Source organism: Rheinheimera sp. 1928-s (assembly GCF_029269265.1).
Classification (GTDB): Bacteria; Pseudomonadota; Gammaproteobacteria; order Enterobacterales; family Alteromonadaceae; genus Pararheinheimera.
This window is the reverse complement of record NZ_JARIXP010000005.1, coordinates 546,856-559,737: the sequence shown is the minus strand read 5'-3', so window position 1 is coordinate 559,737 and position 12,882 is coordinate 546,856. Positions and strand designations below refer to the sequence as shown.

General features: G+C 48.2%; 10 protein-coding genes. 7 read left to right on the top strand and 3 right to left on the bottom strand.

Annotated elements, in window-relative coordinates:
- Positions 1 to 421 precede the first annotated feature (421 nt).
- The 5 genes from P3C17_RS15615 to P3C17_RS15600 all read left to right on the top strand — a co-directional run bounded on the left by P3C17_RS15615 (position 422) and on the right by P3C17_RS15600 (position 3,981).
- Positions 422 to 820 (top strand): hypothetical protein, encoded by a 399-nt coding sequence (locus tag P3C17_RS15615; protein WP_300930295.1) that lies wholly within the window; start codon positions 422 to 424, stop codon positions 818 to 820.
- A gap of 158 nt (positions 821 to 978) precedes the next feature.
- Positions 979 to 1,473 carry a GNAT family N-acetyltransferase gene (locus tag P3C17_RS15610; RefSeq protein WP_300930294.1) on the top strand — a complete coding sequence of 165 codons (495 nt, stop codon included), beginning with the start codon at positions 979 to 981 and terminating at the stop codon, positions 1,471 to 1,473.
- 236 nt (positions 1,474 to 1,709) lie between these two features.
- Positions 1,710 to 1,841, top strand: a complete 132-nt coding sequence (locus tag P3C17_RS21255) for an HIT domain-containing protein (protein ID WP_346015671.1) — start codon at positions 1,710 to 1,712, stop codon at positions 1,839 to 1,841.
- Positions 1,842 to 1,893: 52 nt separating this feature from the next.
- On the top strand, positions 1,894 to 2,331 hold the full coding sequence (locus P3C17_RS15605; RefSeq protein WP_300930293.1) for a GNAT family N-acetyltransferase: 438 nt from the start codon (positions 1,894 to 1,896) through the stop codon (positions 2,329 to 2,331).
- Positions 2,332 to 2,700: 369 nt separating this feature from the next.
- Positions 2,701 to 3,981 carry an amidohydrolase family protein gene (locus tag P3C17_RS15600; protein WP_300930292.1) on the top strand — a complete coding sequence of 427 codons (1,281 nt, stop codon included), beginning with the start codon at positions 2,701 to 2,703 and terminating at the stop codon, positions 3,979 to 3,981.
- Between the two features lie 222 nt (positions 3,982 to 4,203).
- Here P3C17_RS15600 and P3C17_RS15595 read toward each other — a convergent pair whose 3' ends face one another.
- The 3 genes from P3C17_RS15595 to P3C17_RS15585 all read right to left on the bottom strand — a co-directional run bounded on the left by P3C17_RS15595 (position 4,204) and on the right by P3C17_RS15585 (position 8,541).
- Positions 4,204 to 5,322, bottom strand: coding sequence for a hypothetical protein (locus P3C17_RS15595; RefSeq protein ID WP_300930291.1), 1,119 nt, complete (start codon positions 5,320 to 5,322; stop codon positions 4,204 to 4,206).
- A 108-nt stretch (positions 5,323 to 5,430) separates the two neighbouring features.
- On the bottom strand, positions 5,431 to 6,042 hold the full coding sequence (locus tag P3C17_RS15590; protein ID WP_300930290.1) for a hypothetical protein: 612 nt from the start codon (positions 6,040 to 6,042) through the stop codon (positions 5,431 to 5,433).
- A gap of 72 nt (positions 6,043 to 6,114) precedes the next feature.
- The gene (locus P3C17_RS15585) at positions 6,115 to 8,541 is read right to left on the bottom strand and encodes a catalase (RefSeq protein ID WP_300930289.1); all 2,427 of its coding nucleotides are present in this window, start codon (positions 8,539 to 8,541) and stop codon (positions 6,115 to 6,117) included.
- A 282-nt stretch (positions 8,542 to 8,823) separates the two neighbouring features.
- Between P3C17_RS15585 and P3C17_RS15580 the strand changes: the two genes are divergently transcribed.
- Together P3C17_RS15580 and P3C17_RS15575 are read left to right on the top strand one after the other, a co-directional pair.
- Positions 8,824 to 10,041, top strand: coding sequence for an FAD-dependent oxidoreductase (locus P3C17_RS15580; RefSeq protein ID WP_300930288.1), 1,218 nt, complete (start codon positions 8,824 to 8,826; stop codon positions 10,039 to 10,041).
- Between the two features lie 80 nt (positions 10,042 to 10,121).
- A complete protein-coding gene (locus P3C17_RS15575) occupies positions 10,122 to 12,842 on the top strand; it encodes a cation-transporting P-type ATPase (protein ID WP_300930287.1) in 2,721 nt (906 codons plus the stop codon).
- Positions 12,843 to 12,882: the final 40 nt, after the last annotated feature.

Genomic DNA, 12,882 nt, shown 5'->3' with positions numbered 1-12,882 from the left:
GATTCGTTTTTTCTGTCACGTTTTCGTCCTGAGTCATTGAACAAGCAGAGATACAGATTACAGCAGAAGCGAACAGTAACCTTGTCAGCTTACTTCTGATTTTTGCTTTGAAGTGCAGTTGCGCTATTGATCATCGCTCTCGCCTAACCATAGGTTTTCAAAGACAGCAGGCCTGCAAATTGGATATTTTTCTGCTTTCTTTTATGCTTTTGACTGATAGAAAGCTTATGCCTGTGTACTTGGATTTCAATACGTTTTTCTTAAATCACTCACCTTAGTGTCGCTAAAGTTAGCTTTTACCATTTATTCTTCAGGCAATTAGGGTGTGCTTCATAAAGTGAACTCTGAAATGCTATATTTGCCATTCAGGCTGTGCAGGCGATAGAGTAAACCGCAACCCTAACGAAAAGCATGGAAGGGAATGATGAATTTTATTCTACGGAATTTTAAATGGCTGATGGTGCTGTCCGGTGTGCTGACCTCCACTATGCTTTATGGTCTTTTTGCACCTCAGGCTGCGCTGCAGTCCATGTTCGGTAGCTCATTTAATGGCGAACTTGAATCATTGATTATCCGTAGCTGGTCTGCTTTGGTTGGCCTTATGGGGCTGATGCTGATCTATGGTGCATTCAATAAAAAGTACAGAGTTTTTACTGCAACTATAGCGGCCCTCAGCAAACTGATTTTTGTGGCGCTGCTCTTTATGTACGGCCAGAGTTTTTTACTGAAAGCAGGCTTGGCTATCGGCATGGATCTGATGGTTGTGCTTTGTACCCTGATATTTTTAATAGCGGTAAAAAGTAAGGGTGCAGCTAAGTAGCATGATGCTGAGGAAGGCTCTGTAACGAACTCCAAAGATTCTAGTATTCGCTATTGAAAGTCTTTGATAAATAAATTATTTTTCACGTCCAATCAAGAGAATCACAAAGGCGAGCTGGTTATCGCCATCTCAGATATTTCATCAGATAGGATGTTTGTATGAAAATTGAAGTAAGAAAATTCAAAGAAAATGAAGTCGGGTTATTGTCCAGTCTGTGGCAATTTTATGCATATCATCAAAGTACGTTCAATGGCGATAGTGTCAGTGAAAAGGGACTATTTGATATTGACGATGACTATCTGGCCGATGTTGTTCAAGGTATCGAGGACTGCGAAGCCTGGTTAATTTGCGTTGACAATGCTGTTGCGGGCTTTGTTACCGTTGAATCTACAGAAATAGCGGGCAGAGAAATGCCTGAGCTTTCAGATATTTTTGTGTTACCAAAATATCGCAACCTCGGGATCGCTACTTTTGCGATTGATAAGTTGTTATTAAATTCTGGCAATGAGTGGCATGTGGCTGTCTATAACGAAGATCGCGCCGCTTATAGTTTCTGGCAACATTTGTTTGCAAAACTCCCAATTAAATCAGTGGATGAATTAAGCCCACCGGAAAATGACGAGTTTCATGAGTTTGTTATACAAAATACCTGAACACTCTGTCCTGTTGTTTGTTAAATGAGCTCCACCAGCCAACTGTAGTGGGGAAATAGTCCGCTATCGATGGCTGGTCAGTCAACGTCTGCAATTGCAAAGTTAAGCTGAACAGGAGCAGGGTTCTCTTACAAAAAATAAAAGCCGTCTTAGTGTTTTGGGTAACAACACCTGGCAGGCTGATCCATCAGGATGATGTGTGACAAGGATAGATGTGAGTTGTATTTTTTTGTGAGATAGTTGCGGGTCAGTCTCCTTGCCATCAAGTATCGGAAGATGATGAGCACCTGGCTTTTTTGTCTATTTACCCAAACACTACAGGTTTTACAGTTGTTACTCCAAAGAAATACTACCCGAGTGCAGGCTAAACACTCTGGCGCTGATGCGCCGTGACCTTTTCCCTACGTTTAAGGACAAACCGTGCAGGTATTGCTAGAGCAAGTTACTAAAGAAAATTATGAAGCTGTGTGTGATCTGGATGTAACAGAGGATCAACAGGACTATGTGGCCAGCAATATGTGGTCACTGGTGGAAGCTATGTTTAACGAGGGTTATGAAACCCGAGCCATCTGTGTGCATGAGAGGCCTGTTGGTTTTTTAATGTGGGTGAAAGAGTCCAGCGAAAAAGTATCAATTTGGCGCTTTATGGTGGATCAACACCATCAACAACAAGGCATAGGCCGGATTGCATTAAATCTTGCAGTGGAGCAGATAAAACAAAGTCCGGGCCTGCAGCAAATTGAAATTTGTTATAACCCCAAAAATCCGGTAGCCAGGGATTTTTATGCCAGCTTTGGTTTTGTTGAGGTAGGTATGGATGAAGAGGGCGAGGATATGTTAGCTGTGATTCAGTTGTAGCCGACTGACAAATGCAACCAAACTAACGTTGGGGCCCAAGTGTTAAGGATAAAAACAGAGACACCTTTGGCAGACAATTTTTTATAAGTATTTGAAACACATTCAAACCTTTTCCCTTTTTGCTACGACTAAGTGGTGTAAACAAAGTTTGGTGGCTCATTTGTGTGGGCCTCTGAGTAATATTTTTTCCACAAAAAGCCGTTTGAACTAAGGGATTAAGAATGAAAAATTGGCAGGATAGACAATTTCCACAGCCGCAGGCTGCCCGTCAGGGTAAGGCACATGGAGGTGCCGTATGAAAAATTGGCAGGATAGACAATTTCCACGGCCGCAGGCTGCCCGTCAGGGTACGGCACATGGAGGTGCCGTATGAAGAACAGCCTGATAAAACTCACACTTTTCCTCAGTATTTATTGTGTTTCAGCATTACCCGTCTTTGCCGGGCAGCTACTTCTGACCAATGGTACTTTATTGGATCCCAGTGATCAGAGCATCACCAAACAACATCTGCTGCTGGATGAAACCGGCATTATTGCCAGATTGGATAGTATTCCGGCTAATTTTACCGGGCAACAGCTGGATATTAATGGCAAGTTTGTGATCCCAGGGCTTATCGATATGCATACCCATGCTTTTGGCAATCGTGGCCCAAATGCTCAAAGTGAAATTATGGGGCCAGGCACCACGGCTCAAGTGGTGTTGCATGCAGGAGTGACGGGTTTTGTTGATTTATTTGGCAATGAAGAGCAGCTATTTGAACACAGACGGCTGCAACAACAGGGCTTAATAGCTGGTGCTGATATTTATACCAGCTTGTCTTGTTTAACCGCGCCAGGAGGGCACTGCTCGCAATTTGGTAAAACCCGGACCATCGCCAGCGAAGATGAAGCTAAGCAGCATATTGCTGAGCTAGCAGCTAAACAAGCCGATGTGATTAAGCTGGTCAGTACTATAGGCGGCAGCTTACCATCGCTTCCACCTGCATTACTTAAAGCCTCAGTGAATGAAGCGAAAAAGCGGGGTATAAAAACCATAGTGCATATTCATACTTTGGCTGATATCGACAGTGCTATAGCTGCTGGTGCTGATGCTATCACTCACTTGCCGGATGATGCAGCAATCACTGCTGAATTAGCGCAAAGGTTGGCTGTCAATCAAGTGGTTGTTATTCCAACTCTCGCCTGTGATACCGATGAATATGAGTTTATGTTCTCCGATGTGCTGCAATCTGCTCTTGCCAAACAATTAGCGGCCCCCCGTATTATTCAGGGTTATCAAAAAGCAGCTGGTGATATGACGCCCGAAAAAAAGCAACAAGCCAAACAAAGAACTGAAAAATACTACTTGTCGATGAAACATCTGGTGGCGGCTGATGTGTTGTTACTGAGCGGCACTGACGCAGGCAACTATGGCACTTTACAAGGTTTTACTGTGCATCGGGAGATGGAAAAGTTTGTTGCCTCAGGACTAAACAACTGGCAAGCGTTGGCCAGTGCGACCAGTGATGCAAGGCTTTTTTTGGGCAAACCAGCAGGCTTACAAGCTGGTGCGCAAGCTAGTGTAGTGATTCTGGACAGTTCACCCATTGAAGATATTCGCAATAGCCAAAAGATTTTTGCAGTGATCCATAAAGGTAAAGTTATCCATTAAAGTTGTTGTTCAGTATGAATAAACGGCAGGGAAGAATCTTCTGCCGTTTGTCCTTGTTCGGCCAATAAAAAACCTTTACCAGATAGCCTCAGGCACACTGGTAAAGGAGGTCGCGTGCTCTAAAAGAGTATCGCGATTAAGATAATGATGGGAATTGGGATCCCAAGAAACCAGAGCAATACTGAACGCATAACAATCTCCTTTTAATCGAGTGGGTGTGATTTAAGCATCACGTTGACGACCGCCATAAACCGCCATCAGGCTTGCGATAAATGCGCCAAATAACAGGGCTACAGCCATCCAGAGTGCGGCATAAGCTGATGCTTTGCGGGCTTCATCAGCAGCTTCACGAGCTGTAGTTTCAGCGTTTTCCAGCATGATTTTTACTTTATCAAAGCCCTCTGATACACGTTGCTCAGCATCCTGCTGGCTCAGATTGGTCTGCTGTGCGATCAATTGAGCTATATAGCTTTGATCTTCTTCTGGTAACTCGCCTGCGTACATGGCTCGGGCGAATATCCGTGTCACTTCACCAGCAGGAATGTCACGAACTTCCTGATCCGATCCATTGCTGCGCGACGCAGCTCTTTCAGTTTGTACTTGTGGAGCTGGTTCATTTGCTGGTGCTGTAGCTCCTTGTGCCTGGGCTTCAGGAGTCAGTTCATTTGTCTGTGACGCGACTCGTCCAGCCAGAACATCAGGCGAAGGTTGATTTGCCTGTGGGGTGGTGCTTTCAGTGGAGCTTTGTGCATCAGCACGGAATAATGAATCGACAAAATAGCCCAGAGCATTTTTGTTGTCGCCAGAGCCGTCTTCACTGGCTGCCATAGTTGCCGCTGAACCTGCAGCTGTGCCGGCTACAGCACCTGCTGCCCCGCCAACCATTTCAGCGCTGGCACGCATACCACTGCCCACTGCGCTTACGACTGATGTCATGATGACCGCTGTCAGCAGTGATGCGACGGCCCAGGTAAGAAAGCCGTGGGCTGTATCGCGAAAGTACACTTCATCTGTGTGCAAGTCTGTCCATTTGGTACGCAAGCGCCCAGCTAAATAGCCACCCATGCCGGATGCAGCCAGCTGGGTGAAACTTAGCCAGACGATAGCTGCAACACCAAAGCTGGTGGCACTGATACCTTCCATACTCCATGGCGATACTGCAGAAAATCCCAGCCCTGTGCCAAGGATCATCAGTAACAATGACAAGGCAGCCGCTCCGGCAGCTCCGGCAAAAATCGCCGCCCATGATACTGCGCTCTGGTTGCCTGCGGATCTATCAACAATGTGTGAAGGAGCGAGCGGCTCTCTCATCGGGTCCAAACCCAGGTTAACGTATGACATAAGATTCTCCATTGCTGTTATCTATCACTAAGGTCGTAAGGTAAGTGAGCCTGCTGGCATCTGTGTTGGCTGCATTGCTTTCGTTGAAAGTTCTCTGTGTGGTATTCATTAGTGTTGAGACTTCAGCATACTGTCGCGCTGGTGCACCGCTCGCACCGCACCTATGGCGGTTTCTACTTTTTTAACTTCTTTCGGAGGCGGCAGAACAGCTGGTAAACCCAGGGATTCGATCCATAATTCGCGCAGGAAACCTTTGGTGTGATACAAATGATGGTGCTCGACCAGCTCAAACGCAGCTAAAAGCGCAGCTGTTTCTTCACCCTGACCATATTTTGCCAGATGCCCAATCAGCTCCCAATTTTGGTGATCTTTGGTTTCGGCCGACACCACACACTCACAAGCCACCAGTTGCGCTGCTGCGGCGCGGCCTCTTGCTTTGGCCATCAGCATGGCTTTCACCAGAGAATCGCAAATGTGAGCAACTACTTCACGGCCTGGCGTTCTGGTGTCAGGGTCCAGACCAAGCTCACCAAACACATCCACCAGCGCGTGTTCGTGGCTGATTGTTTGTTCCAGATACTCTTGCCATTCAGCTTTTAACTCTTTGTTTTGCGCGCATAACAGTGCCGTTTCGTAGATTTTTATGCCGCCGCGCTCTGTCTCAAGCGCCTGATGCAGCAGCTCGTGCAGTTGTTTTTTGATATAAGGTGTTTTTTTCATTGTTTTATCCTTTGGTAACACCACTTGAAGCAGTGGCAAGCTGTGCGCAGACCTCTCACACAGATGGAGTTATTAACTGGCCTCAGCTTTAGTGGCTGGGTCCCGGGATGGATGGCGATGAGCTGCCACTGCATGAATGAAGTCAGGCACTATGGCGGCCAAACTGCTGTTGTCTGCCATCAGAATGCCCTCGTTTTCATCCACACCTGGCCCAACGCCCGCTATATCAAGCAGCTCCCGGCCGTCACCCAAAGCAAGAATGGTTTTGCAGTGCCGGTACAAATCTTTGATAAATCCAGACGTATGCTTGTTGGCGGCGAGAGCCCGAACCGCTTCGTTGCCATCGGGCAATACAGCGGCATCAAACAGCACGGCCGGAGAGTTTTCCAATGAGCGGTCTGCTTCAATTTTTTCGCTTGAAGCGCAAGTAAATATGCCAATGCGTGGCCCAACAAAATGAACCACAGCGCCAGCTTCTGTCAGCGCGTCATAAAGGCTAAGCAGCGAGCTGTACTGAATTCCTTCCTCGATCAGAATGGCTACCTGACGGGTGCGAATACCACATTCGCCCGGCAATGCCATCATGGATAAGGCCGCTGAAGCTGTGACTTCAGGCAATTGCGGTTCAAGAATGGCTTTAGGCATGGCGTCTGGCAGGTCCATGCCCAGACCGGCTGCCACTTCGGCGGCCAAATCAGGGCATACATTGACCAGAGAAGACAGCATGCGACTGCGAATGGCAGGCACCGCCACTTTGCTTAGTTCAAAGCGAAACGCATCGGTAATATGGGCTTTTTCAACTGCAGTCTGGCTGTTAAAAAACAAGGTAGCTTGCAGGTAATGCTCGGCAAATTTTTCTGGTTTGCCCCGCACTTTGTCTTCGCTGACCCTGTCAGGAAAGGACATAAAACCGCCGTTACCGGCCTGGCTGACGGCTGATTGACTTGCTCCGGCCTGAAAAGGGCAACCACCTGCCAATGAATTCGGCTCATAAGCAACCCGGCCACGATTGAGCGCTTGCCTGTGCATGCCATCACGTTGGTTATTTTGCACTGAGGCAAGTGGCGAGTTGATCGGAATTTCATGAAAGTTAGCACCGCCAAGACGGCTGATTTGGGTATCCACATAGGAATGGATCCGGCCTGCAAGCAGCGGATCATTGGAAAAATCTATGCCGGGTATGATATGTGCAGTGCAAAACGCCACCTGTTCGGTTTCAGCGAAGAAGTTATCAGGGTTACGATTCAGCACCATTAGTCCGACAGGCGTTACTGGTACCAGTTCTTCCGGGATCAGCTTGGTGGCATCAAGCACATCAAAACTAAAGCCTGCTGCTTGTTCTTCTGTGAATAACTGCAGACCCAGCTCCCATTCCGGAAACTCTCCCGATTCTATGGCTTCCCACAAATCACGGCGATGAAAGTCGGGATCTGCGCCTGATATTTTCACTGCTTCATCCCAAAGCAGCGCATGGGTGCCTTGTCGTGGTTTCCAGTGAAACTTACAGAATATGGATTGGCCCTCTTCGTTTACCAACCTGAAGGTATGAACGCCAAAACCCTGCATCATGCGATAACTGCGTGGTAGAGCGCGGTCTGACATCAGCCACATCAGCATATGGGTCGATTCAGGCATCAAAGATACAAAATCCCAGAAGGTATCGTGCGCCGATGCAGCCTGCGGCATGCCGTGATGGGGTTCAGGTTTGACGGCGTGCACCAGATCAGGAAACTTCATCGCATCCTGAATAAAAAACACCGGCATGTTGTTACCTACCAGGTCCCAATTGCCTTCGTCGCTATAAAACTTCACGGCAAAACCACGCACATCACGAGCTGTGTCTTTAGAACCCCGTTCGCCTGCGACCGTTGAAAAGCGTACAAAAACCGGGGTGATTTTACCCTCTTCGGCGAAGGGTGCGGCACGGGTATATTTGCCAAGCGCGTCATAGGCTTTGAAGTAACCATGTGCACCAGAGCCTCTGGCATGGACTATGCGTTCCGGGATCCGTTCGTGGTCAAAATGGGTGATTTTTTCCCGCAGAATAAAATCTTCAAGCAAGCTTGGCCCACGCAAACCGGCTTTCAGGCTGTTCTGGTTGTCACTGATACGAACACCCTGATTGGTAGTTAAAGGCCGGTCACTTGCATCAACCCGAACTCTATTCAGTGAGGCCACTGTTGGATTAGTGCCGGGGCGCACTGCACTGCCGGTTTTGGCTGTACCTGTATCTTCTGTCGCTGTGCTTGCGGTCAAAGCAATAGAGCGAGGCTCTGCAGTAGCGCCGGGCAGTGGCGCTAAAGCGTTGTCGTGACCGTATTCGAGTGCTTTGTTGCTATTGTAAGGCACTGTGCCAACTAAAGCGTCTATAGCACTGGCTTGCTCTGCCACTATATCGTTTGTTTTCAGTACAGCCTGATGACCAGGAGTTGCGGCTATTGATAGGGCATCTTTGTTTTTCAGCTGCGACGGCTTATCTGGTTTTTTACTCTTCGTCATAATTCTTCTCCGGTGAGATGTGGGCGGCAGACAAAAGAAATACAGCAGGAAGCGCTAACCTGTATCGATTCTTACGCCGCTGGCAGGTGATGTCTGTTCGATAACGAACTCTCTTTCTGCACCACAGCTGTGGCCGAGATCTGGCCTGCCTGTTCCGATTTTATCCTGAGTGTGGCAACGCACCGACGCTCTGGCCTGCATCGCTCAGGCTGGCTGTAAATCAGTTGTTTTGAAGCTTGGACAGGCCTCAATATATTTTCCGTTCAGCATAAGGAGCGAGCTGTGGATTTAAAAAGCGGTTATCCGTATTGGGCCATCAAAAATGGTCTTATGCATGCGTTCCCGCAACTTGATCGCAACCTTAGCTGCGATGTGGTGGTGATGGGCGCTGGTATTACCGGGGCTCTGATTGCCGATGAACTGGTTTCACATGGGCATGATGTGGTCGTGATTGATCAGCGGGATGTCTGCTGGGGCAGCACCTCAGCTAGTACCGCCTTACTGCAGTATGAAATTGATACTCATGCCATAGAGATAGCCAAAAGCTACGGTGAGGCTTCAGCACTTTTAGCCTATCAATCCAGCCTGAAGGCTATAGCCCAGGTTGCAGTGTTAGCCCAACAGATAGGTGATGTGGATTTTTCTCACTGTGAAAGCCTGTATTACGCCAGTAAATCGAAGGATAAACAGAGTCTTGCTGATGAATTTTCCTGGCGTAAAAACCATGGTTTTCCTGTGTATTGGTTGAACAGGCAAGCTCTGAAAGAACAGTACCAACTGACAGCTCCAGCGGCTATTTTAAGCACTGTAGCTGCCCGGGTTGATCCTTACCGGCTTGCGTCAAAACTACTGCATAGAATGCGGCAACAGGGCACCGCTGTATTTGATCGCACTGAAGTGAAAACTATCAAAGCAACAAGGCGTTCGGTTCAGCTCATCACAGATCAGGGCTGGCTGATTAAGGCGAAGCATCTGGTGATCGCCAGCGGCTATGAAGCTCAGTGTTGGTTAAAGCAAAAAGTGGCACAAAATCGCAGCAGCTTTGCCTATATCACTGACCCTGTTGATCCAGCTCAACTCGGCTGGTTGGCCACTACTTTATTGTGGGAGTCATCACGGCCTTATCTTTATTTACGCAGCACAGGTGATGGGCGCCTCCTGGTCGGGGGCGAAGATGATGACTGCGATATTCCGGCACGCAGAGATAAGTTGGTTGACCGCAAAGCTGCAACTTTACAGCGTAAAGTTGCGTTGTTATTTCCGCAACTTCAGGCAAAGCCGGCTTTCGCCTGGGCTGGTAAATTTGCTGAAACCAAAGACGGATTGCCGCTTTTTGGTCAGCATTGCCAGTACGGACCTCGAGTAGTCTTTGCTCTGGCTTATGGCGGCAATGGCATTACCTACAGCATGCTTGGAGCTGGCTTATTACGCGCACAAATTGAGCGGCGTCCACATCCATTAACTGAGCTGTTCTCCTTTGCCAGACTGGGGTATGGCTGATATGAAGCTGGCAAACTTAAAGAGCTATCACTCACAACCAGTTGCATCAGTTCAGAGTGCAACACAAGGCAGGGCAAAAAATGCAAACATCAGAATTGGATAAGCAGAAAACCAGTTGGCATAGTGAGCCTGTTGAGTCGTCACTGGATGAATTGAAGAGTTCCACTTCAGGTTTGGAGGCGCAAGAGGCGCAAGCGCGTCTTGAAAAAAATGGGCCTAATCGTTTGCCCGAAGCGGAAAAACGCAGTGCATTGATAAGTTTCCTACTGCATTTTCACAATATTCTCATTTATGTTTTGCTTGGTTCTGCCTTTATTACCGCAGTACTGGGGCATTGGATCGACACCGGGGTAATTCTGGCTGTTGTGGTTGCTAACGCCATTATGGGCTTTATTCAGGAAGGTAAAGCAGAAAAGGCAATGGATGCGATTCGTCAGATGCTTGCGCCTCGTGCCAATGTCATTCGGGGTGGTGAGCGCAGCAGTCTTGAAGGTGAAAAGCTGGTGCCTGGTGACATAGTACTGCTGGAGGCTGGCGATAAAGTACCTGCCGATTTACGTTTGCTCAGTGCCCATGGTATGTCAGTACAGGAAGCTATCCTGACAGGTGAGTCTGTGCCTGTGCAAAAGCAGACAAAAGCAGTGGCTGCAGATGCAGCTCTTGGTGATCGTCTCTGCATGGCATTTTCCGGAACTCTGGTGGTTGCAGGTCAGGGCAAAGGCGTTGTGGTGGCCACGGCGGGAAATACAGAGATAGGACGGATCAGTCACCTTTTATCGGAAGTAGAAACCTTGAGCACTCCTCTGGTTAAACAAATGAGTGTCTTTGCAACCTGGCTGACTGTACTGATCCTCTGTATTGCGGCGCTTTTGCTGCTTTATGGTTATTTTGTTACCAACACAGCTTTCCCTGAGTTGTTTATGGCTGTGGTCGGTTTGTCCGTTGCCGCCATTCCTGAAGGTTTACCCGCCATACTTACTATTACTCTGGCCGTTGGTGTGCAAGCTATGGCCAAACGACAGGTGATAGTGCGGCGACTGCCTGCCATTGAAACACTAGGGGCGGTTTCGGTGATTTGTTCAGATAAAACAGGCACTTTAACCCGTAATGAAATGCTGGTGACTTCGGTCCTGACTTCAGAGCACTTGTTTAGCCTGGAAGGTGAAGGTTATAAGCCTGAAGGTGTGTTGTCGTTGGACGACACTCATGTTTCCCCTGCTGACTATGGGGTATTGGACCAACTGGCCAGGGCGGCCGCACTTTGTAATGATGCTGCATTGCATGAAAAAGAGGGGCAATGGCAGGCTGAAGGTGATCCAATGGAAGGGGCCTTGCTTGCTTTCGCCGGCAAAATGGGCATGGAGCTTCGTAAAGGACAAAAGGACTGGACTCGTACTGATGCCATTCCCTTTGATGCCCAATATCGTTTTATGGCGACTTTAAATCATGACCATGAACAAAACGCTTTTGTCTTTGTGAAAGGCGCGCCGGAACGTATTCTGAGTATGTGCCAGCAGCAAATGGGCAGTGATGGCACAGAGCAAACTCTCGATACCGACTATTGGCAGCAACAAGCTGAAGCTATAGCAGCGAAGGGGCAACGGGTGCTGGCTTTTGCGCTGAAAACGGTGTCACCAGAACATACAGTGTTGCAGCATAAAGATGTGGAGGCTTCGCTTACTTTGCTGGGCATGGCAGGAATGAGCGACCCGCCGCGACCTGAAGCTATTGCCGCTATAGCAGAGTGCTATGAAGCCGGGATCCGGGTAAAAATGATTACCGGCGACCATGCGAAAACAGCAGCAGCCATTGGTCGCCAAATTGGCTTGCAAAACCCAGACAAAGTGCTGACAGGTGCTGATTTGGACGCGATGGACGATCAGATGCTCAGTACCAGTGTTCTTGACTGTGATATTTTCGCCCGCACCAGTCCTGAGCATAAACTACGGCTGGTGACCGCCTTGCAAGCGCATGATATGACGGTGGCCATGACAGGAGATGGCGTTAATGATGCTCCGGCATTGAAGCGCGCTGACGCAGGTATTGCGATGGGGCTTAAAGGTTCTGAAGCGGCCAAAGAAGCGGCAGAGCTGGTGCTGGCAGATGACAATTTTGCCTCTATTGTTGCTGCTGTTCGTGAAGGGCGCACAGTGTATGCCAATCTAAAAAAGGTGATTAGCTGGACACTGCCAACCAATGCAGGTGAAGCCATGGTGATTATTGTGGCTTTGCTTTTAGGTATTGCCTTGCCGATCACTCCGGTACAGATCCTGTGGATCAATCTTATTACCGCCATTACTTTGGGTATTGCATTAGCTTTCGAGCCCACTGAAGACCATACCATGCGCCGGCCGCCTCGTCCGCGCAGTGAGCCCTTGTTAAGCGCTGAACTGATATGGCATATCATCTTTGTCTCATTGCTGTTCTTAGCTGGCGTTTACGGTATTTATTATTTCGCCATAGAAAGAGGTTACTCTATGGAGCTGGCGAGTACCTTAGCGCTTAACACCCTGGTTGCCATGGAGATTTTTCATCTGTTTTTTATCAGAAATATCTACGGCACTTCGTTGACGTGGAAAGCAATACGTGGCACAAAAGTGGTATGGATGGTGGTAATTGCAGTGACAGCAGCGCAGTTTGCTATTACCTATCTGCCAGCACTGCAAACAGTGTTTGCTACAGAGTCTGTGCCGTTTTGGGACGGCGTAATGGTATTTACCATAGGTGTAGCTTTGTTTGCCATTGTTGAGACTGAAAAGCAGATCCGTGTTGCTATTCGTCGTAAGTTAAACACTGACTGACAGCTTAGCTATCCGATGCACAGGTCCCTAACCGAGATGC

What these genes read in the sequence shown, in the direction of transcription:
- P3C17_RS15615 (WP_300930295.1), top strand. Translation starts at nt 422, where the DNA reads ATGATGAATTTTATTCTACGGAATTTTAAATGGCTGATGGTGCTGTCC.
- P3C17_RS15610 (WP_300930294.1), top strand. Translation starts at nt 979, where the DNA reads ATGAAAATTGAAGTAAGAAAATTCAAAGAAAATGAAGTCGGGTTATTG.
- P3C17_RS15600 (WP_300930292.1), top strand. Translation starts at nt 2,701, where the DNA reads ATGAAGAACAGCCTGATAAAACTCACACTTTTCCTCAGTATTTATTGT.
- P3C17_RS15595 (WP_300930291.1), bottom strand. Translation starts at nt 5,322, where the DNA reads ATGTCATACGTTAACCTGGGTTTGGACCCGATGAGAGAGCCGCTCGCT.
- P3C17_RS15590 (WP_300930290.1), bottom strand. Translation starts at nt 6,042, where the DNA reads ATGAAAAAAACACCTTATATCAAAAAACAACTGCACGAGCTGCTGCAT.
- P3C17_RS15585 (WP_300930289.1), bottom strand. Translation starts at nt 8,541, where the DNA reads ATGACGAAGAGTAAAAAACCAGATAAGCCGTCGCAGCTGAAAAACAAA.
- P3C17_RS15575 (WP_300930287.1), top strand. Translation starts at nt 10,122, where the DNA reads ATGCAAACATCAGAATTGGATAAGCAGAAAACCAGTTGGCATAGTGAG.